The 23,527-nt window shown below is 43.9% G+C and carries 19 protein-coding genes; 10 read left to right on the top strand and 9 right to left on the bottom strand.

Going from position 1 to position 23,527, the window contains the following annotated elements; all coding sequences use genetic code 11:
• Positions 1–158: 158 nt before the first annotated feature.
• Complete coding sequence (locus tag NO989_RS09285; RefSeq protein ID WP_014950800.1) at positions 159–779, bottom strand: FKBP-type peptidyl-prolyl cis-trans isomerase; 621 nt, start codon at positions 777–779, stop codon at positions 159–161.
• 232 nt (positions 780–1,011) lie between these two features.
• On the opposite strand from NO989_RS09285, the gene ppc reads away from it, so the two are divergent.
• The gene (ppc, locus tag NO989_RS09280; RefSeq protein ID WP_371342428.1) at positions 1,012–3,633 is read left to right on the top strand and encodes a phosphoenolpyruvate carboxylase; all 2,622 of its coding nucleotides are present in this window, start codon (positions 1,012–1,014) and stop codon (positions 3,631–3,633) included.
• 146 nt (positions 3,634–3,779) lie between these two features.
• Here ppc and mdh read toward each other — a convergent pair whose 3' ends face one another.
• Positions 3,780–4,718, bottom strand: coding sequence for a malate dehydrogenase (mdh, locus tag NO989_RS09275; RefSeq protein WP_014950802.1), 939 nt, complete (start codon positions 4,716–4,718; stop codon positions 3,780–3,782).
• A gap of 237 nt (positions 4,719–4,955) precedes the next feature.
• On the opposite strand from mdh, the gene argR reads away from it, so the two are divergent.
• On the top strand, positions 4,956–5,420 hold the full coding sequence (argR, locus tag NO989_RS09270; protein WP_014977468.1) for a transcriptional regulator ArgR: 465 nt from the start codon (positions 4,956–4,958) through the stop codon (positions 5,418–5,420).
• Between the two features lie 84 nt (positions 5,421–5,504).
• Here the strand turns inward: argR and NO989_RS09265 are convergent, their stop codons facing one another.
• A complete protein-coding gene (locus NO989_RS09265; RefSeq protein WP_014977469.1) occupies positions 5,505–6,188 on the bottom strand; it encodes a type 1 glutamine amidotransferase domain-containing protein in 684 nt (227 codons plus the stop codon).
• 188 nt (positions 6,189–6,376) lie between these two features.
• Positions 6,377–9,586, bottom strand: a complete 3,210-nt coding sequence (locus NO989_RS09260) for a TonB-dependent receptor (RefSeq protein ID WP_014977470.1) — start codon at positions 9,584–9,586, stop codon at positions 6,377–6,379.
• Positions 9,587–9,970: 384 nt separating this feature from the next.
• On the opposite strand from NO989_RS09260, the gene NO989_RS09255 reads away from it, so the two are divergent.
• From NO989_RS09255 to NO989_RS09235, 5 genes are all read left to right on the top strand, one after another.
• Positions 9,971–10,864, top strand: a complete 894-nt coding sequence (locus tag NO989_RS09255) for a PhnD/SsuA/transferrin family substrate-binding protein (RefSeq protein WP_014977471.1) — start codon at positions 9,971–9,973, stop codon at positions 10,862–10,864.
• Positions 10,864–11,817 carry a hypothetical protein gene (locus NO989_RS09250; protein ID WP_014977472.1) on the top strand — a complete coding sequence of 318 codons (954 nt, stop codon included), beginning with the start codon at positions 10,864–10,866 and terminating at the stop codon, positions 11,815–11,817. Before NO989_RS09255 ends, NO989_RS09250 begins: the two co-directional genes overlap by 1 nt.
• 208 nt (positions 11,818–12,025) lie before the next feature.
• On the top strand, positions 12,026–12,649 hold the full coding sequence (udk, locus tag NO989_RS09245) for a uridine kinase (protein WP_014950808.1): 624 nt from the start codon (positions 12,026–12,028) through the stop codon (positions 12,647–12,649).
• Between the two features lie 12 nt (positions 12,650–12,661).
• The gene (locus tag NO989_RS09240) at positions 12,662–13,873 is read left to right on the top strand and encodes a NupC/NupG family nucleoside CNT transporter (RefSeq protein ID WP_014950809.1); all 1,212 of its coding nucleotides are present in this window, start codon (positions 12,662–12,664) and stop codon (positions 13,871–13,873) included.
• 169 nt (positions 13,874–14,042) lie between these two features.
• Positions 14,043–14,882: an isopenicillin N synthase family oxygenase gene (locus NO989_RS09235; protein WP_014950810.1), complete on the top strand. Its 840-nt coding sequence runs from the start codon at positions 14,043–14,045 to the stop codon at positions 14,880–14,882.
• Positions 14,883–14,937: 55 nt separating this feature from the next.
• On the opposite strand, the gene NO989_RS09230 is transcribed toward NO989_RS09235, so the two are convergent.
• Positions 14,938–16,095, bottom strand: a complete 1,158-nt coding sequence (locus tag NO989_RS09230) for a lipopolysaccharide assembly protein LapB (protein WP_061486586.1) — start codon at positions 16,093–16,095, stop codon at positions 14,938–14,940.
• Positions 16,096–16,380: 285 nt separating this feature from the next.
• Between NO989_RS09230 and NO989_RS09225 the strand changes: the two genes are divergently transcribed.
• From NO989_RS09225 to NO989_RS09215, 3 genes are all read left to right on the top strand, one after another.
• Positions 16,381–16,887 (top strand): fasciclin domain-containing protein, encoded by a 507-nt coding sequence (locus NO989_RS09225; protein WP_039228607.1) that lies wholly within the window; start codon positions 16,381–16,383, stop codon positions 16,885–16,887.
• 222 nt (positions 16,888–17,109) lie between these two features.
• Positions 17,110–17,529, top strand: coding sequence for an MAPEG family protein (locus tag NO989_RS09220; protein ID WP_061486587.1), 420 nt, complete (start codon positions 17,110–17,112; stop codon positions 17,527–17,529).
• 134 nt (positions 17,530–17,663) lie between these two features.
• The gene (locus tag NO989_RS09215; RefSeq protein ID WP_061486588.1) at positions 17,664–18,644 is read left to right on the top strand and encodes a diguanylate cyclase domain-containing protein; all 981 of its coding nucleotides are present in this window, start codon (positions 17,664–17,666) and stop codon (positions 18,642–18,644) included.
• Between the two features lie 32 nt (positions 18,645–18,676).
• On the opposite strand, the gene NO989_RS09210 is transcribed toward NO989_RS09215, so the two are convergent.
• The 4 genes from NO989_RS09210 to NO989_RS09195 form a co-directional block, all read right to left on the bottom strand.
• Entirely contained in the window at positions 18,677–19,366 is a 690-nt protein-coding gene (locus NO989_RS09210) for a 3'-5' exonuclease (protein WP_014980376.1), read from the bottom strand.
• A 4-nt stretch (positions 19,367–19,370) separates the two neighbouring features.
• Positions 19,371–21,200 carry a putative nucleotidyltransferase substrate binding domain-containing protein gene (locus NO989_RS09205; RefSeq protein WP_061486589.1) on the bottom strand — a complete coding sequence of 610 codons (1,830 nt, stop codon included), beginning with the start codon at positions 21,198–21,200 and terminating at the stop codon, positions 19,371–19,373.
• A gap of 98 nt (positions 21,201–21,298) precedes the next feature.
• On the bottom strand, positions 21,299–23,005 hold the full coding sequence (locus NO989_RS09200; protein WP_014980378.1) for a sodium:solute symporter family protein: 1,707 nt from the start codon (positions 23,003–23,005) through the stop codon (positions 21,299–21,301).
• 3 nt (positions 23,006–23,008) lie between these two features.
• Positions 23,009–23,275 (bottom strand): DUF4212 domain-containing protein, encoded by a 267-nt coding sequence (locus tag NO989_RS09195; protein WP_014950817.1) that lies wholly within the window; start codon positions 23,273–23,275, stop codon positions 23,009–23,011.
• Positions 23,276–23,527: the final 252 nt, after the last annotated feature.

The following is a 23,527-nucleotide window of genomic DNA, read 5'->3' as shown; positions in this document are numbered from 1 at the left end:
TACGAGAAAAGACAGAGAAGAAAAGAGATAGGAAAAAGAAACATTAGGCCATATCGCTAAATTCAACGAAGTGCGGGCTAGTTTTTAAAACGTTATGAACTATGAATAAGAAAAAATGGAACACAGGTGTACAGAACTGCACACCTGTGAACAACACATTAACCTAGAACGTCTAGAAGCTCTACGTCAAAGATAAGCGTGCTGTATGGTGCAATAGCTGCACCCGCACCTTGCTCACCGTAAGCAAGATCATGTGGCACGTATAAACGGTACTTAGCACCTACTTTCATAAGTTGAAGTGCTTCAGTCCAACCTTTAATAACGCCGCCTACTGGGAATTCAGCTGGCTGGCCGCGCTCGTAAGAGCTGTCAAAAGTGGTACCGTTAATAAGTGTACCGTGGTAGTGAACACGTACAGTGCTAGCCGCAACTGGTGTTTCACCGTCACCTTCAGCAATAACTTCATACTGAAGACCAGATTCAGTAACGGTTACTTCGTCACGCTTCGCATTTTCTTCAAGGTACTTTGTGCCTTCTTCAATAACCGCTTTGCTAGCTTCTTCTTTAGCCGCTTGCATACGCTTGTGAATTTCGCCGAACGCATCACGTAGTGTGTCGTTGTCAACCTGAGGTGCTTGACCTGCGAAGGCGTCTTTTAGGCCAGCTACAACAGCGTCAATCGCTAGTCCGTCAAACGGATTTGATTGTAATTGTTGACCCATTTGAAAACCAATGCCGTAACTTGCTTGGGTTTCTACTGTATTGAATGTATCAGTCACAAGAACTCCTGAAATTAAATTACAAATGCAGTACAAATTTCAAACAAAACGCATAACGCGAGAATGTTTCTGCATTTTCCGGTGCAAGAGTGTATCACACCACAAAATATCTTGCTTTGAGCAATGTTAACTAGGGTGCAAAAGTATCAAAATGTTGTAAATTATAACCGAAAGTGGTTAGACAAGTCGCAAAGGACACAGTATGGTTAGGCCATATATTTAGGAGGATAGCATGCAAACACACTATGATGCTGAACTGAAAGATACCGTTCGATACCTTGGTAAGACCCTTGGTGAAACAATCAAAAATCAATTAGGTCAGGAATGGCTAGACCGTATTGAAAAGATTCGTAAAGGCGGCCGAGCTTCTTATCAGGGAGACGCTACCTGTAGCGAAGAACTGAAAGAAACTTTCAAAACAATGTCTGACAGCGATTTGCTTACTGTTGGTCGTGCCTTCGCACAATTCTTGAACTTGGGCAACATTGCTGAGCAAGAATACAACGCAGCAATGAATGTTGACGCGTCGATTGATGCGCTATTTAAGCACCTAGATAAAGCTGAGTTAACCGCTGAAAAAGTACAGGATGCGGTTGCAAAACTAAATATCGACCTGGTACTTACAGCGCACCCGACTGAGGTAACGCGCCGTACCCTTATTCACAAGCATAAAGAACTAGCAGACTGTCTCCAGGCTGTGCATCAAGCATCACTAAGCGAAGTTGAGCGTAAAAAAATCGAAACCCGCATTGCTGACCTTATTGCCCAGGCTTGGCACACCGAAGAAATTCGTTCAGTACGTCCAACGCCTGTTGATGAGGCGCGCTGGGGCTTCTCTGTTATTGAAAACTCATTATGGGAAGCAGTGCCAGACTTTATGCGCGAGCTTGATGGTCGCCTAAACGAAGATTATGAAGTATCACTGCCACTAGATGCGTCTCCCGTTCAGTTTAGCTCTTGGATGGGCGGCGACAGAGACGGCAACCCATTTGTAACGTCAAAAGTGACTGAGCAAGTATTATTACTTGCTAGAAAACGTGCGGCCAAGCTTTTCGCGATTGATCTTGATCGCTTGCAAGTTGAGCTTTCAATGTACGACTGCAACGACGCGTTACGCGAAAAAGTCGGCGACGCCAACGAGCCATACCGCGCCCTTCTTCGTCCACTTGTGGACAAGTTCATCGCAACCCGCGATGGCATTAGCGACTACTTAGCAGGTAAAAACCCAGATACTTCAAACTGGGTTGAAAGTGATGATGAGCTAATTGAACCACTGATGCTTTGCTACCAGTCACTGTTAGACTGCGGAATGCAAGTTGTAGCAAACGGTCTGCTGCTAGACACTATTCGTCGTGCTCGTGTATTTGGCATTCACCTTCTGCGCCTTGACGTGCGTCAGGACTCTGAACGTCATGCAGACGTTTTCAGCGAACTAACACGCTACCTAGGTCTTGGTGATTATGCTCAGTGGAGCGAAGCCGACAAGCAAGCGTTCTTATTGCGCGAGCTTGGCTCAAAACGCCCGCTATTCCCTGCTCAATGGGATGCGTCTGATGACGTGAAAGAAGTGCTTGATACCTGTAAGGTAATTGCGAAGCACAGCAAACACGGTTTTGGTATCTATATTATCTCTATGGCCAGTGAGCCATCGGACGTTATGGCCGTTCAGCTGCTACTTCAAGAAAGTGGTGTAGATTGGCCAATGCCAGTGGCGCCATTGTTCGAGACGCTAGACGATTTGAACAACTCGCCTGACGTAATGCGCAAACTTCTGTCTATCGACTGGTATCGCGGTTACGTTAAAGGTCGTCAATTCGTTATGATTGGTTATTCAGATTCAGCCAAAGACGCAGGTGCACTTGCTGCGGGCTGGGCTCAATACCAATCACAAGAAGCCTTGGTTGCGATTGCTGATGAGTTTGACGTAAGCCTGACGCTATTCCACGGCCGTGGCGGTACAATTGGTCGTGGTGGCTTGCCAGCACATGCTGCCATTTACTCTCAGCCTCCTGGCTCGCTAGACGGCGGCTTCCGCGTAACTGAGCAAGGCGAAACTATTCGCTATAAATTCGGTATGCCTAAGCTGGCTAAACGCAGCCTAGGTATTTACGCCAGCGCCATAATTGAAGCCATGTTATTCCCGCCTCCGGCACCAAAAGAAGAATGGCGAGAGCTTATAACTGCAATGGCAGCCCAAGGTCGCGATAACTACCGTGCAACCGTGCGTCACGATAAAGAGTTCGTACCTTACTTCCGTGTTGCAACGCCAGAGCAAGAGTTAGGCAAACTCCCACTAGGTAGTCGTCCAGCGAAGCGTAAGCCACAAGGTGGTATTGAGAGCCTACGTGCGATTCCATGGATATTTGCCTGGGCACAAACCCGTTTGGTACTGCCAAGCTGGTTAGGCGTTATGCGCGCTATCGATAGCGTGAAGACACCGGAAAATGAAAAAGTGGTTAACGAGATGTTCAGCGAATGGCCGTTCTATCGTTCACGTCTTTCAATGCTGGACATGGTGTTCCATAAAGCCGATCCGCGAATCAGCGAAGCTTATGATGAGCGCTTGGTACCCAAAGAGCTTAAACACTTTGGTGAAGCATTGCGTAGCGAGCTTAAAGAAAGCATCTCGTCGCTGTTGGCTATAACCGGTGACGGCGACATCATGAAGAACGACCCGCAGGGTAAAGAGTCTATGGAGATCCGTGCAGGATATCTTCAGCCCCTTCACTACCTGCAAATTGAGCTTCTGGATCGTATTCGTAAAGCCGGTGACGATGCACAAAACACTAGCCTAGAGCGTGCCATGATGGTTACCATCGCGGGTATTGCAATTGGTATGCGTAATACAGGCTAGAGCCCAATGAACGCGTAACGTTATAATGAAAAGCCTGCTCATTGAGCAGGCTTTTTTTGTAATGTCTTAAATGCAAAAAAGGCTGGGTACGTAAGAACGTATCCAGCCTTTTCTAGCAGATGCTAGTACATCCGCTTCAGGCGTTACTAGCCGTTTACGAAGTCTACGCCTAGCTTGATGTCGCCACGTAGGCCTTCAAGCATGTCGTTTTTCGCTTTTTCTTCAAATGCGCTTAGCTCGCCGTATGGCAAGATTTCTTCAACACCGTTTGCGCCTAGGCGAACTGGATGTGCAAAGAATGCTGCGTCGTCGCTGTCGTCAGTTTGTACATAAGTGTACTCAACAACGTTCTCACCTTGCATTGCTGCAACTAGAGATAGACAGAAGCGTGCCGCTGCTTGACCCATTGATAGGGTTGCAGAACCGCCGCCCGCTTTAGCTTCAACAACTTCAGTACCCGCGTTTTGGATACGAGTAGTTAGGCTAGCAACTTCTTCGTCTGTGAACTCTACGCCTTCAACTTGTGAAAGTAGAGGAAGGATAGTTGTACCAGAGTGACCACCGATTACCGGTACGTGCACAGAAGATACGTCTACACCTTTAAGTTCAGCAACAAACGTTTCAGCACGGATAACGTCTAGTGTCGTTACACCGAAAAGCTTATTCTTGTCGTAAACGCCTTTTGCTTTAAGCGTTTCAGCTGCAATAGCAACAGTAGTGTTAACTGGGTTAGTGATGATACCAACACACGCGTTCGGGCAGTTATCAGCTACACCTTCGATTAGGTTTTTAACAATGCCGGCGTTGATGTTGAATAGATCAGAGCGATCCATACCTGGCTTACGAGGCATACCCGCTGGAATTAGAACAACGTCTGCTCCAGTTAGTGCATCAGCTAGGTCATCTTTACCGTGACCGGTTACTTTTACCGCAGTGGGGATGTGGCTCAAATCAACGGCAACACCAGGAACAACTGGCGCTACGTCGTAAAGCGCTAAATCTGAACCTGCTGGCAATTGTGTTTTCAACAACAAAGACAGCGCCTGACCAATACCACCGGCAGCACCTAACACGGCTACTTTCATACCATTTCTCCTATGGGATTACTTCACGTATTTAAACGGAACGTCACACTAATGCAACGCGGGGGAAAACTCAATCACCGGATCGTCTTATTAACGTTATTTATGGCGATTTTATCTCGATATTCATTATCATGAATGATTATGCAAAGAAATTGCGCAAAGTCTACCTGTACGGCACAATATACGCATACTAAATATAATTCCTAACGATAACCCTCAAAAAAGAAAAGAGCGCTAATGGCAAACGCAAAACAAGAGCTACTCATCAAAGCTTTTAAAGAAATTCTTAAAGCAGAAAGTTACGGTTCACAGGGTGAAATTGTTGATGCATTAAAAGCACAAGGCTTCGACAATATCAGCCAGTCTAAAATCTCTAGAATGCTAAGCAAATTCGGCGCGGTACGCACGCGAAATGCCCGAGGTGACATGGTGTATTGCTTGCCTCCAGAGCTAGGTATGCCTACGGCTAAAAGCCCTCTTAAACAGCTAGTACTGGATATCGTTCACAACAACGTAATGGTAATCATTAGAACCAGCCCTGGTGCTGCACAGCTTATTGCTCGTCTACTTGATTCATTGAGTAAAAAAGATGGCGTATTAGGGACGATTGCGGGTGATGACACGATTTTTATTGCCCCTGCTGACGTGACAAGAATTGAAGAATTAAGACAACGCGTTGAAGATTTATTTGAAAACGTTTAGCCATGGCTCCAAAAGCTGACAATCAAAAAATAAGAAACCGCATACAAGATGCGGTTTCTGACTCGGTAATTAACTGAAGCTTTCCTAAGATAAAAGCTTAATTAGCGCATCTGCTGCGGGGCGTGACGATGGTGGATTCTGTCCCGTTACCAACAAGCCATCAGTACACACTTTTACGGCGAAATCGTCGGCACTTTCATATTTTCCACCCTTTTTGACTAGCTCATCTTCAACTAAGTAAGGCACTACGTCAGTGAGTTCCATTGCCGCTTCTTCGCTGTTTGAAAATCCAGTTACCTGTTTACCATCAACTAAGTACTTGCCATCTGGAGTTTTAACGTCCTTAAGCACGATTGGAGCGTGGCACACTGCACCAACAGGCTTATTCGCTGCAATTGTGTCTTCGATTAACTTAATCGAGTGCGCGTTGTCAGAAAGGTCCCACAAAGGGCCGTGACCGCCCGGGTAAAATACGGCGTCAAATTCTTCAGCACGCACATCTTCAAGCGGTATGGTCGACGCCATTGCACTTCGCGCCAGTTCATCTTTTGTATATCTTATTGCGTCGTCTGTCATCGCATCATCTGCAAGGCTATTTGGGTCGATAGGTACTTGGCCTCCCATTGGCGACGCAAGGGTAATCGTATAGTCTTGATCTTTAAATGCGTAATATGGCGCTGCGAACTCTTCTAACCACATGCCTGTTTTCTTACCCGTATCACCCATTATTTCATGAGACGTCATTACCATTAGCATACGTTTTGTCATAAGCCCTCCTTGCGAGCATTTAAAAAATTTTCTCGTCAGTTAATTCGTGTAGTGGAGGGACTTAGATCATAAGCAAAGGCTATGCGCGGTAAGTAACAGGTGTGTGAGATAAATCGCAGACATAAAAAAGTGCCACTTCCTGTTAAGGAGAGTGGCACCTAACACTACAACTTTTTTAAACTAAGTAATTAGAAGTCGTATTTAATACCGAACTGAACTTGCCATACTGATTGGTCAAGCACTTCTAGGTTTTTAATACGTGAATCACTGTTCAAGTCAAAATATTCATATTGACCATCTACGATATTTGCAGAAACTACAGCACGCTCATATTCATAGCGAGTACGCTCGATGCGGCCCCAATCGTCATTCAGTAGGTTACCGAAGTTTTCTATATCAAAGAAAACCGTCAACTTATGCTCAGGGTAAAGCGCTGGTAGTTCTTGTTGAATACGCACATCAATGATTGTTGACCAGCGAGAGTTGTCGCCATTACGTTCAGCAATTCCACCCTTGTACTGAGCTAGCTCTGAACTATTAATATAGTCGATGAACTCTTGCTGAGCTGCTAGGTCACCACCAAATGAAGTTGCTGCAAACAATGGATCATTGATGCCATCTGGAACGTAAAGCAGGTGTCCTGCATCATCGTTACGGCTTTCACGCGCACAACGACCACCACCAACATCTAGCACACATGCGTTGTTTTCATCGAATGTGTAGCTATAAGGCTGGCCAGAGCGACGCTCGGCAAAGATTGAAACAGTCGTTTCATAGCCGTCAATTAACTCTTTCTTCCAATTGAAGCGCATTTTCCAAAGGTGCTCGGTCTGGAAGTTAGACGTGCCAGCTTGTGGTTGTTGACGATCATAAGCAGCAAAGTCGGAGTAGTTAGATGTCGCAGTTGAAGATGTACCATAGCCGATATCTTCTACGTCAGCATAAGTATAACTTGTAAAGAAGTCGAATGAGCCATAAGAGGTATCCCAAGCTTTTGAAGCAGACAAGGCGTATAATATTGAATCACCTTCATCAATTGAGCTTGTTACGATAGCTTCTGGACCTTCGCTACAGTCATAAACACCACGACCATCAGGCGCTGTACTAACTGGGTTTTCGCAGCGTTGATCATACCAGTAAGTAGCATTTTCAAGCTTGTTGTAAAGCACATCAGCAGAGAACAACCAACCTTCTAGTTCTTCCATCTCTGGCTCGTGCGCAACACCTAAGCTTACTTTCCAAGTTGTAGGTATATCAAAGTCATCTGCCAGCGCGTTCACATCGCCATCTGGGTCAATGTTAGCAAGCTGGTCAAGAATGTTCTGTGGAATGTACTGGCCTGTAGCAGCATCTGGTGTAGTAGGAACTTGGTATGTCTGACCAGAACCAAAGTCTTGATAATTGTCAGAAATTACGCCGTCATTTGAGTAGCTGTTTGATACCCAAACGCTTGGCGCCCCACCAGAGAAGCGACCAATACCACCACGTACAGTTGTATAATCAGACGCATACCACTGGAATGACACACGAGGAAGAATTACATCCAGCCCATCAACATCATTGGTGTTTGAATAGCCGTAGCGGTCTACAAAGTTTTGGTTCTCGCGGATAGAGCCTTCAGCTTCATACCAGTCATAACGGATACCAGCGTCAATAGTTAACTCAGCTGTCGCTTCCCAAGAATCTTGGAAGTAAAGTGAGTTGTAGTTGTAACCCCAGATCGCACGAAGGTCGTTCTCATCGTTTGTAATAGCATTATTGTAAAGCAGCGCAGAAGCTTCAGCATTTGCAAGGTCTTCTAGGCTGTTAAATAGGTATGAACCTTCAGAGTTTTGTGCAAATAGGTTATTTACGTCAACTTCTTCACGCTCATAACCAAACTTCATGATGTGGTCGCCAGTTGTGTAAATACCAACTAGTTTAACTTGGAAGAAGTCCTGATCAAGAGAGTTACCGTGACGGAAGCGGTCTGGACCAATCGTCAAGTAATTTTCATCGCCATCGACTTCACGTAGGAAAACGGCAAAGTTAGGGAACTCAGAACCATTTAGCGACTCTTGGCCTGTAGCTTGCGTTGTTTTTGCTACTTTGAACTGTGTAGAGAAGTCTGAAGTCCAGTCAGAGAAGACGTGTGCAATGAAACTTTCAACCTTTTCTGAGCGGTCATACCACGCAGAAGATGCGCCAAGTACTTCGTCTTGCGCTAGGAAGTTGTTACCATTTTGCTCATTGATTGAGTTACCGTCGGTAAGCATATAAGTAAACTTAGCGCGGTGATCATCGTTGATATTCCAATCGATATTTGCAAGAACTTTCTCGTCTTGTACATCGTCTTTCTGGAAGTTGCCTATGTCAAAGCCCCAAACGTCAGAAACGATTTGAGAAACTTGGGCAACATCATCTAGCGTGATATTTGGAACTTCATTAACGGCGCCTGACCCAGCAGGCCCACGATTAAGCGGTGCTACAGATTCAAATTTATCGTAAGCTACAAAGAAAAAGAGCTTATCTTTTATTAACGGACCACCTAAAGTGGCAACAAACGTTTCTTCTTCGAAATCAAGATTGAATTCTTCATCACCATTGTTATCGCCAGCGAATGAATCGTCAGTGTAATAGTAACCAACTGAGCCGTGGAATTCGTTCGTGCCTGATTTGGTTACAGCGTTGATTGTACCACCGGTAAACCCGTTATACTCAACGTCAAACGGCGCGGTCTGGATTGACAAAGATTCAATTGCATCATAAGAAATTGGAGAGCGCTGAGTAGGGTAACCGTTAGCGTTAAGGCCGAAACGGTCGTTTAATGCTACACCATCCACTGTCAAAGAATTGAACTTATTATTCGCACCCGCAATGCTAAGCTCTTTTGAACCACCGCTTTGAACGTTTACTGATGCAAAAGGGTCAAGTTGAGCCGCATCTGTAATATCACGGTCAATCGATACTACTTGCTGAAGCGCTTGAAGACCTAGACTTGTGCTAAGAGCTTCATTAGTATACCCAGTGCCTGCAGTACTACCAGTTACAGTAATAACTTCAGTGCTACGAGACGACTCAAGTTGAATTGGAAGATCCAACGCTTGGTCTAGAGAAAGATAAACGTTTTCTACTTTCGCAGGAACGAAACCATCACCTGAAATAGTGATAGTATAAGGGCCACCCACGCGAAGACCGCGCGAAGAAAAAGTGCCGTTTTCATTTGTGGTCGCGACCGAGGAAGTACCTGTAGGTTCGTGTTTAATTGTGACTGTCGCGCCAGAAAGGTCTGAGCCAGCTTCAGTGACAACATTGCCTCGAATAGACGACGTTGTTGTCTGTGCCGTGGCTGTACCAGCCAAACCTGCAGCAACAGCAACAGCGATCGCTACGCGACTTAGCTTTGCTTTGAAGTTCATGTGTGTGTTTCCCTTTTGTTTAAAATTCTTTTTTACTCGGCCTAGTGTAGTGCAAAAAGTACTACATAAAACCTATGACTTTCACTGAACCCGACAAATTGTCGTAAAGGTTCGTGTCAAATTTATTACAATTTTATATTTTTATTTAACAGCAATCGCCCGAGGCTATTGAGTTTGCAAAATAATACTTGACCATATGGTCAGGTTAATTTACTTGTTATTATTATTGTCAATCTGCGACGAATAGCTGATTCTATTCTTGGCAGATATGCTACTAATAAACAGCGTTTAATAAAAATCAGGTTTACTCATAAAAATACATAACTTTTCAATGAGTTAACACAATAAAATAAATTTACCTATTGCAATAAATAACCTTAACTGATGAAATCACTATATAAATCGTTAATTCATTTGGTCGTTTTTTTGACGAATTTCAGAATTGTTGCTACCGGAAAGTGGATAATTTTTATCTTAGCTGCACTTGTGTGCGGTTCGATAAACTATTTTCAAAATTCCGATGAGTATAGTGACATCGCCCCACAAACCGGTCAATATTTGACCTGCAAAACTGATTTACAGGGCAATAGCGACGTCTTTTCTGTGTATGTTACTGACGGTAGAATTGCTGAAATGGCAAGCGAGCGCCTATGCAATGATAAAACGATTAAGCGCCAATACGGTGAAGTTAAAGTTACAATAGGCCAAAGTGATTACGATACCTTTCGATACATTAATCATGGCGTTGTTGATTTAGCGCTGGTGAAAAGTAATGTCGTAGATGCGTTCGGGGCTGACCAAATTTATGGATTAACCAAAGTAGCATCGCATCCTGACTACTCAGCTTTTTTTATCGCGCTAAGAGAACGACCTCTACTATCTAAAGAGTACTTGCTAGGTAAAAAGATAGGATTGCTCGATTATCCGAGCAGCCGTTCTGGTCATATTGTTCCCAAAACTGTTTTGCAGAACCTCGGACTCAGTGACTCCAATTTAGATATTGTTTACTTCAGTTCTCACCAAGAACTGCGACGAGCTTTGCTCGCGGGTGATATTGATATTATCTCCTCATATTGGGCAGAAGAAGACAAAGACAACTTCTCAAGAAACTATGCAACGCCGCTGCAGGAAAGTGTAAGTGGAATGCAATGGTATTTGAAAATGCAGACGCAAAACACAGACTTATTTTGCGCTATACAGTCGGTAATTCATGAAGTTGCAATGTCTCATCCTAGACCTTATTACAAAACTATTACATTAGAGGAAGGGTGTAACTAATGGGTAGTAAGAGAATATATTTTAAGCCCAAAGCCTTTATCATCTTTAATGGTCTTGTCTTGTTAGCATGTTTCCAATGCATCGCTTTGACTGCACAATACTTTTCACACCATACTTCTCTTCACCGTGCACTTGATAAGGTAGAGCGAAGGGTAAGCCTAGACAGCGCGTTTTTAGACGTTGGAAACAACACCCTTAACACGCCTGTAAATCAGTTCGCCATTTACCGTTATCTTGGAAAACTAAACGGCACGCTTAAGGACGAAAACTACCCCGTTCTAGTCAGAGGAATCCAAGATATTGTGACGAGCAATGAAGACTTTACGGGTTACCCTTTGTCTTTTACGGCAAATTTCGTCAACGCTGAACAAGTCATTAAGGTAGAGATGCGAAGTAAAGCCGTCACCAGTACTTTTGCTTTTAGTTGGACTGCGCTTATCGCATCATTACTCGTTACACCATTTTTTGCTGTTTCGAGTAAAACCAAAAGGAAACGCGCAACCTTAGAAGAAGTTATCCCTCCTTCCCCAAAACTCGTAATCAACTTAAAAGATAAAACGATTTCTAACGGAATCGATGACAAAGCCATCACGTTGCAGAATAAACCACTGTGCTTTTACACGGCTCTAGTAAAATATTGTATAGAGCACCCCGATCAGCCTCTACAGCCACATAAAGACGTTCCGACTGAACTACTGGCTCTGGCCAACAAGAGTTTTGGTCGATTAATCGAATTGGGCCATACCAAGCGAAAACGCCCAGATTTCAATGCAAATTTAGATAAAACCCTCAGCGAAATACGCGCAGCACTTGACGATGTATTTTCTGGTTATGTTGATGAAAAAGAGACCTACTACCCACCCAGAGCGCAAGGTGAGGGCTCTCGCTCAAAGCAGCATTCGTATGCATTACCGAGTATTAAGGACGACGATATAGAGATAATTGGTAACTAGCGATATTTTGACTTGTTCAGTTAAAAACTGACCACTTGGAGAACTTTTTGGTATTTTTTGCATGCTGACTAAACACCCTGCAATACCTTGAAAATACGATAAAGTTCTAGCAAAGACCGATCCAAAAACCGAGAACTTGTGAATATAACATTGATTCGCGAGGCCTAAACGCGTATCTTTGCACCAACAAAATCAGCTTTATAGTACTATGCAATCGCCACTTATTATTGCCATTTCTGGAGCTTCTGGCTCTGGGAAGTCTCTTTTTACAAAAAATTTGTTTAACGGCTTCAGTGCTCAAGGCCGCCCTGTTCAAGTGCTGCGCGAAGATCACTACTACCGTGCGCAAGATCATCTTCCCATGGAGCAACGTGAGAAGAACAACTATGATCACCCGAATGCCTTTGAACATGAGCTTTTGAAAGCACACTTGCAAGCATTGCGCGATGGTCAGCCTATTGACTATCCACATTACTGCTATAAAACGCATACGCGTTTGCCTGAAACTGAGCGTCTAAATCCTGCGCCAGTCATTATTCTTGAAGGTATCATGCTACTTGCTCGTACTGATCTACTTCCTTTGTACGACGTGAAGATCTTCATTGATACTCCTCTTGATATTTGTTTGATGCGCAGAATGATGCGCGACCTAAAAGAACGCGGTCGTAGTATTGAATCTGTGGCAAAACAGTACGAAGAAACTGTTAAGCCTATGTATCATCAATTTATCGAACCTAGCCGCTTCACTGCCGACGTAGTAGTGACGCAAGGTGGCAAAAACCAAATTGCATTAGATGTGATCAAATCACACATTCAGCAAGCGCTTCTTTAAGGGAACATTACTATGGTGAGTTTACTGGGCATTGCAGTCCTTCTGGGTATTGCCTTCGCGTTATCATCGGCGAAACGCAATATAAATTGGCGCACCGTTGGTGGCGCATTTGCTATTCAAGCATCCGTTGGCGCGTTTGTCCTGTATTCTGAACCTGGTAAAGAAGTATTGTTGAGCGCAACGCGTTTTGTCGCCAACATCATTGCTTATAGCCAAGAAGGCATTAATTTCTTGTTCGGTCCTATTGGTGACAAGTCGATCGCGTTTATTTTTGCCTTTAACGTGCTTCCAGTTATCGTGTTTTTCTCGGCGCTTATTGCCGTTCTTTATCACCTCAAAGTAATGGGTTTGATCATCAAGGTTATCGGTGGCTTTTTACAGAAAGCGCTGGGAACTAGCCGACCTGAATCCATGTCTTCTGCTGCCAACATTTTTGTGGGCCAAACAGAAGCGCCTCTTGTGGTTCGCCCTTTTATTCCACACATGACGAGCTCTGAGCTATTTGCCATTATGGTGGGTGGTTTGGCGTCAATTGCTGGTTCAGTAATGGCGGGCTACGCTGGCATGGGGGTAGATCTTAAGTATTTGCTAGCAGCTAGCTTTATGGCTGCGCCAGGTGGCTTACTTATGGCAAAAATCATGTTGCCAGAAACCAGTAAGCCAAATGAAGATTTACATGACGTAGATGCGGAAGATACCGGCTACGCCAATGTATTTGATGCAGCCGCCAGTGGCGCTGCATCAGGCATGCAACTTGCGTTAAACGTAGGTGCAATGCTACTCGCTTTCATAGCACTTATTGCCATGTTTAACGGCCTTATTGGCTGGACAGCAGGATTATTTGGCTATGAAAACGTGACGTTTGAAGGGATCCTGGGTTATGTGCTTCAACCTCTTGCATGGGCAATCGGCGTACCATGGGAGGAAGCGCAACTTGCAGGCAGCTTTATTGGTCAGAAAATGGTAGTTAACGAATTTGTTGCCTACCTAAACTTCCTAGAGAACCAATCACAGCTATCTGAAGCATCTCAGGCCATTATCACCTTTGCACTTTGTGGTTTTGCAAACTTCTCTTCTATCGCTATTTTGATGGGTGGAATTGGTGCCATGGCACCAACACGCAGAAAAGAAATTGCGAGACTGGGGTTAAAAGCTGTTATTGCTGCAACGTTATCTAACTTAATGAGTGCCGCGCTAGCGGGCTTTTACCTCTCTCTTGGTTAAATTTCATTAATTTGGACCAGTTGGTCAAGATTTTACTAGACTAACTGGTCAGGTTTCTGTAAATTACGCGCAAATTCCTCGCGGGGTTGATTTATGTCAATTTCTGCGACTTTTTTCTGTAGCCCGTCTACCTTTATAATGCCGCAGTCAAAATATACGGGATAAAGTTATGCAATTAGTTGCTGTTGATTACCAAGCGGAAAACGCACAAGAAGAATTCGTGAAGTCACTTCGCGAGACAGGGTTCGGTGTTTTAAAAAATCACCCTATCCAACAGTCATTAGTTCAAGGTATTTACGACAATTGGCAGGGCTTCTTCGACAGTGAAGAGAAGAACGATTACCTGTACAACAAGGGTAAACAAGACGGATTTTTCCCTCAGAGCGTATCTGAGGTAGCCAAAGGCTTTACGAAAAAAGACATTAAAGAGTATTACCACTTCTATCCGTGGGGTCAGTGTCCAGAAGCGCTACACCCGCAGATTTCCCAGTACTATGGGGAAGCAAACACACTAGCGAAAGAGCTATTGGGTTGGATAGAAAAACATTCTCCTTCAGAGGTGAGCGATAAGTACAGTCAACCGCTGGGTGACATGATCAAAGATTCTGATCAAACCTTGCTACGTATACTGCACTACCCACCACTAAAAGGTGATGAAGAAGTAGACGCAATTCGCGCAGCTGCTCACGAAGATATTAATTTGATTACTATCTTGCCTGCAGCCAACGAGCCTGGATTGCAAGTACAAGCTAAAGACGGTAGTTGGATTGAAGTTCCGTGTGATTTCGGGAACTTGATTGTGAATATTGGCGACATGCTTCAAGAAGCATCTGGCGGATACTTCCCATCAACTACGCATAGGGTTGTAAACCCAGATGGTGCTGACATGACGAAATCTCGTATTTCATTGCCGCTGTTCTTACACCCTAGACCAGATGTTGTTCTTTCAGAACGTCATACCGCAGGGTCATACCTGCAAGAGCGCCTTCGTGAGCTGGGCGTTATATAAATTAAGTTCCTTTTGTAGTGTTATTCTTTTGCCGCAGCTAGTCTGCGGCTTTTTTTTAACTGCTTGCTATCGTTGCCAGTTTTGACGAATAGCGTTGCTTTTCTTGCTCATTGGGCGAATACCTGACCGCTCGCTCTAAATAACGTTGAGCTTCACTTACATCACCTAACTCGTGATAGGCCTTTGCCATCCCAAATAGAATCTCATGGCGCGCGTTATCAAGTCTTAGTCCTCTTTCGTAATGAACTATTGCCAATGCAATATCACCTGCCTCAAGTGCCTGTTCTCCTAAAATGTAATGGTAATATGGATTATGCTTCCGCTTAGCTTCTACCATTTGCGTTATTTTTAAAGCCTCGTTATCTCTATCTTGATAAGTGTAAAGAATGGATAAATTTTCCCATGCGGTTAAGTTTTCTTCATTTAACGATAGTGCGTGTTTGTATGTCATTTCAGCCTGTTCATATTCATCCACCATCCTATAAAGCACACCTAAGTTCACCCAGCTCTGCTGAAGTTCGGGAGCGACTTTTGCTGCTGCACGAAAATAGCTATAGGCCCGAGTGTAGCTGTTCGCCACTAAGGCATCCGCTCCTTTGTTGTTGTAATACATTGCTATTACTTTGTTTTTGGAAACGGCATTTCTTGGGAAGTAATTTCGCAGCATTTGTGGATCAAAATCAACGTCTGCCCACGTTCCTCCCACAGCTGCAACAGGACTTTCATTTGGCAATGAGAGTCGAAGGTTAATGTGCCCATTCAGTAAGCTATACCCTTCTCGTCGTGTCCAATATTCCGGAATTTTCACCTCGTAAAATGTTGCATTGAGTCCAACGTGTTCTGCCAAAGCGTACGTCATAATAGAAAGAGACAGACAGTTCGCGGCTCGGTTATTAAATGTTGTATTTGCCGTTGTATTTGCGCTGTTACGATAAAGCATCCCATGATCAGAATGATCGAAAATTGCTTTTACTAACCCTTTTACATTCTTTTGCAGGATACTTTTTTCGTAAACTGCCCTTTCGGCAAAAAACTGTGCGTCTTCGTCTAAGTAAAAAATTTCATCTGAAGACTCTACGGGAAATAACGTATAGGAAGGAAAGAGACTGTCGTTTAACAAAGTGGGCGCAGCTTTTACATGCTGATTATCAGTAGATTGGCAAGCGGCAAGCACTATGCATAACAACAAAGGAACAGCGAGTCGAGCATTCATAATAGGCACCTTTCTTATTTACTCGATAGATTAAGTATAGCAGTGCGCCTTGAATTTACATTTTATTTACAACTCAGTTTAAAGCTCATTCAACGCATAATTTTACTCGCTTCCTTAGGTGCTCATACATTGCGACTTGGCATTACACAAAGTTAATCATCAAATTTCCCTGAAGTGCCGTAACAATTCTCAATTCAGTAGCTTTCAGTGGCGTAGGTCAGTAGTTGGCTAAACGAAGGATGTTGAATTTCACTTAACGTAATGTAATAGGCAAAAGGAAAGAGTATGAAAAAGTTAATTAGTGCGTTCTTCTTAGTTGTATTGAGTGCCTCAGCGGTTGCTGGCCATCATGCAAAGGATGGACATAAAGATATTGTCGACACGGCAGCAAGCAACGACATGTTCTCAACACTTGTCACCGCAGTTAAGTCTGCCGACTTGGTCACTACACTAAAGGGAGATGGGCCATTCACTGTTTTCGCTCCCACCGATGAAGCTTTTGCTGCACTCCCGGCAGGCACCATTGAAATGCTATTGAAACCTGAGAATAAACAAACCCTTGTTAAAATTCTCACTTATCACGTAGTAACGGGTAAAGTCACAGCAAAAGATGTAGCTGGGCTATCTGATGCCACTACCGTCGAAGGAAGCAAGGTAATGGTCTCAACTGATATGAATAAGGTTATGATAAATGACGCAAATGTGATCAAAGCCGACATCATGACGAGTAACGGTGTTATTCACGTGATCGATACTGTGTTGCTTCCAAACGATGTTAAAGCGGCGCTGTAATCCCTCTTGCAAAGAAAAGCGCTGAAAACGAAAGCACTAAAAGTTGGTGCTTTCGTTCATCGATTTATGCATGTGCTTCGATCTCTTCAACAAGTCTCGGCGTAGAAACATTAAACGGTTAGTTAGTCACGGGCATGTTTAACATACGCATGTTTAAACAGTCCTTCGTTGTCATCTAACCAGTTGTCTGAATCCATTCAAGGAATAAAGAAAGGAGTTCACGTGTTCACAGTCTACACATATAGTATTGCGGGCCTTTTGCTTATAAGCTTTACCGTTTTCGTGCAAAACATCGTTGCCGCTATCGCTCACAGAAAACAGTCTCGCTATATTCCAGGGAAAGTCAGGGAGGAATTGAGTCATGATAGTTTCGTATTCAGAAGCCACAGAACATTTCACAATTCGCTCGAAAATATTCATCAGTTTACGCTTCCAGCTCTTCTTTGCATTTTTCTTGGCGCATCAACCAGCATACTTGCGGCTCTTGTTTGGATTTACGCGCTAAGTCGCATCATTCATATGGGGCTGTATTACGCAATCGCTACAGAAAAAAATCCAAGCCCAAGAAGCTATTTTTATATGATAGGCACACTGTGTACCTTCGGCGTATTTGGTCTTGCAGTGTTTAATTTGTTTTCTTAGAAACGATATAAAATAAGAAGATAAGAGTGAAATTGAACCAAATGGTTAAATATTAAACTTTTGGTTAATCCACATTTTCTAAAATTAGGCGTACTCTTGAACCTGAACACTCACCTTTGTGTTTAGGAGTACTTGTGTATATTGAACAAGTTGGCGACCGAACTTTAGCAGATTGCAAAGTACTGATTGTCGACGACCAAGCCAGCAGCAGACTTGTTCTGGAAACTTTACTTGAAGACACAGTCGCCTGCGCCTCTGTGGGCTCAGGTAAAGAAGCAATTGAATATTGCAAGTACCATACGCCTGACCTAATCCTCATGGATGTTTCAATGCCCGAATTAGACGGGCATCAGACCACCGCATTGTTAAGAAAAAAGCCGTTGTGTGCTCACATTCCTATTATTTTCGTAACCTCTTCGTCAAGTGATGAAGAAGAGTCGAGATGTTGGGAATCAGGCTGCGTTGACTTTGTGGTGAAGCCGGTAAACGCTTGTACCCTACGCAACCGTGTAAAATCACACATCAATCACAAGCTTAGAAACGATTTGCTCGAAAAGCTTATCTATGTAGATAAGTTAACAGGTGCCTACAATCGCCACTATTTAGACGACTATTTACCCCGTTTAGTGAGAGATGGGTTGCGTAATGTTACTCCTCTCTCCTTGGTTATTTTTGATGTTGATCACTTTAAACTGTTCAATGATATGTATGGTCATATAGATGGCGATAGCTGTTTGTGGAAGGTCAGTAAAACGATCAACGACGCCCTACTTCGACCTATGGACAAATTAGTGAGAATTGGCGGTGAAGAGTTTTTGGTTATTCTGCCTAACACCGATGTAAACGGCGCGAAGGCCGTCACTGAGCGCTTATTGCGAACGGTTTATGACCTGAATATTCCTCATGCGTCATCTGAGTATGAACGCGTTACGCTAAGTGCTGGCTTAGCCGTCAAGCATGCTGATGACAATAAAACTATCGACTACGTCATGTTAGAAGCAGACAAAAATCTGTATGTGGCCAAAACCTCTGGGCGAAATCAACTCGTGGCGCCGACAGCAGTAAGCGCTGGCAAAATAAAAGCATCGAGTCATTCCACAAAACTTAAGGCTTAGGCACTATAATTAGCGTTGCCTTGCTCTAGACGCTAATGCGGTACTCCCAGCTTAAAACTGCCGACAGCATTCGTGTGAGCCAAAGACTCGAGTGAATTCTCCAAAGTAATTCCCAATTCATTTAGCTGGGCGTAAAACAACTGCATTGTCGCTAGCGCGTCATCTAGTGCGTTGTGTTCAGGAAACGCGGGTAAGTCTAATCGTTGCCTACAAACCGTTAGCGTTGCACTATTACTCGGTAACACCTGATGTTGTTTGTTTAACTGATAAAGTGCGAGCTGAAGCGTATCAATATAGAGCACTTCCATCTGCGGTAATCCACACCGTTTGAAGGCACTATCAAGCGCCATCAAATCTAATCGCGCATTGTGAAAAATTAGAACATGTGTCTTCAGTAGTGGTAGCAATGAATTGATGGCGTCTGCTAAGCCTTCGCCTTGTTGCAAAATATCTAAGGTCAATCCGTGTATTACAGGGCTTTGTCCTAAGTCCGCTGACGTATTAATAACGTGATAGCCACTGGAGGAAAGCGTAATTTTTCCAGCTGAACCACTTACATAGCCAATCGATGTAATTTGAGTTGTCACAGGGTCTAACGATGTGAGCTCTAAATCAACAGACGCCAAAGGGGTGTCGCCCAACGTTTTATCACGTAACGACTTTCTGAATTGACGCTTCCCAAACAGTACCGATGCACAGGCTTCGATTATTCGCGTTATCATGGAGTTAACTTACGCCGCCAGAAAACTTCATAACCATTGCTTGATTGGTTCGCTCTATAGCCTTGAATGCGGCTTTTAGCTGATGCTTTTCTATCGATGATAAACTTGAAACCGACACACGATTGTCCGTTACTTTATTTTCCAACTGATGACGCCAACGCAAACGATTTAAAAACAGCCAAATATCACGTAGGTTAGTCGCATCTCTTTTTGAGAGCTGTGAATTTTCCGATAGCGCGTCTAACCGAGCAAGTGTGTTAGGCAACGTCACGCCATCAGCTAGCGCGTATATACGGGCGATATTGTTAATTAAGGCCACGGCTCGGGTTTTAAGGTCGATCACGTCCTTCTCTTTACGGCCTTTTTCATAAATGAACTTTTGAAACATGGAAAGCGGAACCGATATTTCGTTACTATTTCTCGTAAGCGCTGCTAAGAACATATTTTGCTTCATCAAGGGGGCCCTTTGACGCTGCAACTGCTTAAATAAACTTATATCCCCGGCTGCGCAGCGAACATCAAGAAAAATATTAAAGTGCATAATCGCATCTTTAGTTGGTGCTTTTACCCATCGCTTCGCTTCTTCAATGGCTTCCTCAAGCGAGAGTCTAAGTTTAGAATTGCTCGCCATAATATTACCATCGCACAGTTTAATGCCGCATTTGGCCAAACCGTTACACACATAATCAGCCATTTTTGCGAAATATTCTGCTTGCGCTTCGCTTGGCCGCTCAGCAAGAAGCAGTCCATTGTCTTGATCCGAACCCATCGTCTGATCTTCTCTTGCCTGCGATCCATAAACAAGCCACGCAAACATCATGGGGGCTTTCCCGTTAGCCTGTTGGAAAAAGCCAATAAGCTTTCTTGTCATAATATCGGTAGCTTGAGATAAAATTTTGCCAGCAATGTCATAGTCCCCTGCTTTTTTCGCATGAGCAGAGAAATAATGCGGCAACTGCCAGGATAGCCGTGTTAGTTCGTAAAGGTTCTCCGCTTTGCTTAGCTCTCCAATAATAAAAAGAACGTTACCACGCTGATGACGAATGATATCGCTGGCTGTCACCATACCCAATGGCACAAGGGTTTTCTGGTCGATAACCGGTAGGTGATGGATGTTCCTTTCGGTCATAAGCGCCAAGGCATCAAATAGCGTTCTATTTCCCATTATCTGCGCAGGATTAGGCGTCATTATATGGCTGACTGGATGATGAATATCGAGAGAGGTGGCAACCACTCTTGAACGTAAGTCTCGGTCGGTGATAATGCCAATAAGTTTATCTTCTCGTGTAACCAGTAATGACGATACCTTTTGATTCGTCATGATCTGCGCCGCCACTGTTATTGACGTTTCTACGTCCACCGACACGGGAGACTTATTAATAACATCCTCAAGCCCTTTATAAAGCCACATGGAATTACTATCGGAAATAGCATGGTTTTGAAGGGCATTATTGCGCAGCCCATCAAAAAAATTTCGAATTGCTGGCAGTTCAAATAACGGGATAACAGCAGACGCTTCAAAACAGTAAACCAGACCTGGACTGTCTACACTGATGCTTAATGAAAAATTACGTTTTTCCATTATATTGGTGTAGCCGAAGTAGTCGCCCTCACTTAAATGGCGCAAAGGGGCATCTGAATCTTGGACGGAAAACTGTCCATTTTGAATAAGAAAAAGTGACGCTCTGCCCTTTTGCAGGTCGCCCACATTATCCGCTGTCAGGTAAATCAATTCAGTATGTTTTACTAGCTCAAGCTTCTGCTCTTTATCCAGCACGTCAAAAGGTGCTGATGTGTTGAGAAAGTCTTCAACTTGTTTAGCCATCGCAGTCATAGGGAATGTCCAGTTCACAAAAAGAAAAAACCAACCTACTCACTTTCGCCAGTAGATTGGTTTTATTTTGCTAAAGCCTATCTTAAGGCAACATTAGTTTAGTGGGCTGATGCTTCACCCGCTCCTTTAGGATAACGAATGCTTTCAACCAGTTCTTGGATTTCTTCTGGCGCTTCATCTGTTGCTTTGAACACAAGGAAAGCCACAATGAAGTTCACCATCATACCTAAGGTACCAATACCCTCAGGAGAAATACCAAACCACCAGTTGTCAGGCGTATTGGCCGCTGGGTTTACAAATTTGAAGTAAATAATGTAAGCCGCAGTGAAGGCAATACCTGAAATCATACCAGCAATAGCACCTTTATCGTTCATGCGCTTGCTGAAGATACCCATAATAATTGCCGGGAAGAAACTCGACGCCGCTAAGCCGAAGGCAAATGCTACCACCTGTGCAACAAAGCCTGGCGGATTGATACCGAAGTAACCTGCTATAACAATGGCCACCCCAGCAGCAAGTCGCGCATACATGAGCTCGGCTTTATCGGTTATGTTTGGCATAAAGTTTCGTTTCAGTAAATCATGGGAAACAGAGGTTGAAATAACCAGCAGCAAGCCTGCGGACGTTGACAGTGCTGCTGCCACACCACCCGCTGCAACGAGTGCAATAACCCACGCAGGTAAGTTCGCAATTTCAGGATTAGCCAATACCATGATATCGCGGTCAACTTTCATTTCGTTGCGCTCGTCACCCGAATAGAACATCTTGCCATCACCGTTCTTATCTTCATATGAAATAAGGCCAGTTTGTTCCCAGTTTTTAATCCACGACGGCGCTTCTTCATAGCTGGTTCCCGTCATTTCAGGTCCATTAATGGTTTCGATCATATTCACACGGGCAAACGCTGCTAGTGACGGTGCTGTGGTATATAGAATTGCGATAAACGCTAGTGCATAGCCTGCAGATTTACGCGCATCGTGAACTTTAGGCACAGTGAAGAAGCGAACGATTACGTGTGGAAGACCCGCTGTACCTACCATTAACGCAAAGGTGATAAAGAATACATCAATGGTACTTTTTGTTCCTGAGGTGTACTCGTTAAAGCCTAACTCGACAGATAAATTATCGAGTTTCTGCAGCATATGCACCCCCGAACCGTCTGCTAAGGTTGCACCAAAGCCGGTTTGCGGCAGGATATGTCCTGTTACCATCATAGAGATAAATACCGCCGGCACAATGTAGGCGAAAATCATTACACAATACTGTGCAACTTGCGTGTAAGTAATGCCTTTCATACCGCCAAGTACGGTGTAGAAGAACACGATAACCATACCGATAACCACGCCAGACACAATATCAACCTCTAAGAAGCGGCTGAATACCACACCTACGCCACGCATTTGACCTGCAACGTATGTAAAGCAAACGAAGATTGCACAAAATACAGCAACTGTACGCGCGGTTTGTGAGTAGTAACGATCCCCAATGAAGTCAGGTACCGTGAATTTGCCAAATTTACGTAAATAGGGAGCTAAACAAAGCGCAAGTAGAACATAACCACCTGTCCACCCCATTAGATATACTGCACCGTCATACCCCATAAATGAGATAAGACCCGCCATTGAAATGAACGAGGCTGCCGACATCCAATCTGCTGCCGTTGCCATCCCATTCATAACGGGAGGTACACCGCCACCTGCAACGTAAAAATCGTTAGTTGAGCCTGCGCGAGCCCAAATAGCGATGGCGATATAAAGCGCAAACGATGCGCCAACGATAATAAACGTTAAAGTTTGAACGTCCATGATTTACTCCTCATCTACGCCGTAGCGTTTGTCCATGGCGTTCATCTTCGCCATGTAGACAAAGATCAATGCAACAAATACGTAAATTGCGCCCTGCTGCGCAAACCAGAAGCCTAATTTAAAGCCAAAAAATTGGATTTCATTTAAGATATCGACAAAAATAATGCCGGCACCGAATGATACGATAAACCAAACGACTAAAAGCTTGGCGAGAAGAGCGAGATTCTCCCTCCAATACGCTTTTTTGTCCTCTTCGTTTCTAAATGCCATTGTTTCACCCTCATGTCAGGTTAATTGATTGTTATGATTTTACATATTCCTAACGCCCGGCTTTGTTAACGTTATTGCTGCGTGTTACGTGGTTGAGGAAAAACAATCACAGGCAGCAAAGTCAAGCATTTAGGAGCTCGCGTATTACTCTAGACCTGCCTTTAAAAATTCAAAATGAGACCATGGTCGTAGGTAGACCATGGTCGAAATGATTATAATAGCGACAGCATTGTTAAAACTAAGTTAAAAGGA

The sequence above is a fragment of the Alteromonas sp. DY56-G5 genome, from assembly GCF_041414725.1.
Classification (GTDB): domain Bacteria; phylum Pseudomonadota; class Gammaproteobacteria; order Enterobacterales; family Alteromonadaceae; genus Alteromonas; species Alteromonas macleodii.
This window is presented reverse-complemented; position numbering and strand designations above follow the sequence as displayed.

Excerpts from the sequence above, each read along its gene's own strand:
- ppc (WP_371342428.1), top strand. The coding sequence starts at position 1,012 with ATGCAAACACACTATGATGCTGAACTGAAAGATACCGTTCGATACCTT.
- NO989_RS09235 (WP_014950810.1), top strand. The coding sequence starts at position 14,043 with ATGCAATTAGTTGCTGTTGATTACCAAGCGGAAAACGCACAAGAAGAA.
- NO989_RS09250 (WP_014977472.1), top strand. The coding sequence starts at position 10,864 with ATGGGTAGTAAGAGAATATATTTTAAGCCCAAAGCCTTTATCATCTTT.
- NO989_RS09200 (WP_014980378.1), bottom strand. The coding sequence starts at position 23,005 with ATGGACGTTCAAACTTTAACGTTTATTATCGTTGGCGCATCGTTTGCG.
- NO989_RS09230 (WP_061486586.1), bottom strand. The coding sequence starts at position 16,095 with ATGAATGCTCGACTCGCTGTTCCTTTGTTGTTATGCATAGTGCTTGCC.
- NO989_RS09260 (WP_014977470.1), bottom strand. The coding sequence starts at position 9,586 with ATGAACTTCAAAGCAAAGCTAAGTCGCGTAGCGATCGCTGTTGCTGTT.
- mdh (WP_014950802.1), bottom strand. The coding sequence starts at position 4,718 with ATGAAAGTAGCCGTGTTAGGTGCTGCCGGTGGTATTGGTCAGGCGCTG.
- NO989_RS09255 (WP_014977471.1), top strand. The coding sequence starts at position 9,971 with ATGAAATCACTATATAAATCGTTAATTCATTTGGTCGTTTTTTTGACG.
- NO989_RS09195 (WP_014950817.1), bottom strand. The coding sequence starts at position 23,275 with ATGGCATTTAGAAACGAAGAGGACAAAAAAGCGTATTGGAGGGAGAAT.
- NO989_RS09205 (WP_061486589.1), bottom strand. The coding sequence starts at position 21,200 with ATGACTGCGATGGCTAAACAAGTTGAAGACTTTCTCAACACATCAGCA.
- udk (WP_014950808.1), top strand. The coding sequence starts at position 12,026 with ATGCAATCGCCACTTATTATTGCCATTTCTGGAGCTTCTGGCTCTGGG.
- NO989_RS09265 (WP_014977469.1), bottom strand. The coding sequence starts at position 6,188 with ATGACAAAACGTATGCTAATGGTAATGACGTCTCATGAAATAATGGGT.
- NO989_RS09240 (WP_014950809.1), top strand. The coding sequence starts at position 12,662 with ATGGTGAGTTTACTGGGCATTGCAGTCCTTCTGGGTATTGCCTTCGCG.
- NO989_RS09225 (WP_039228607.1), top strand. The coding sequence starts at position 16,381 with ATGAAAAAGTTAATTAGTGCGTTCTTCTTAGTTGTATTGAGTGCCTCA.
- argR (WP_014977468.1), top strand. The coding sequence starts at position 4,956 with ATGGCAAACGCAAAACAAGAGCTACTCATCAAAGCTTTTAAAGAAATT.
- NO989_RS09210 (WP_014980376.1), bottom strand. The coding sequence starts at position 19,366 with ATGATAACGCGAATAATCGAAGCCTGTGCATCGGTACTGTTTGGGAAG.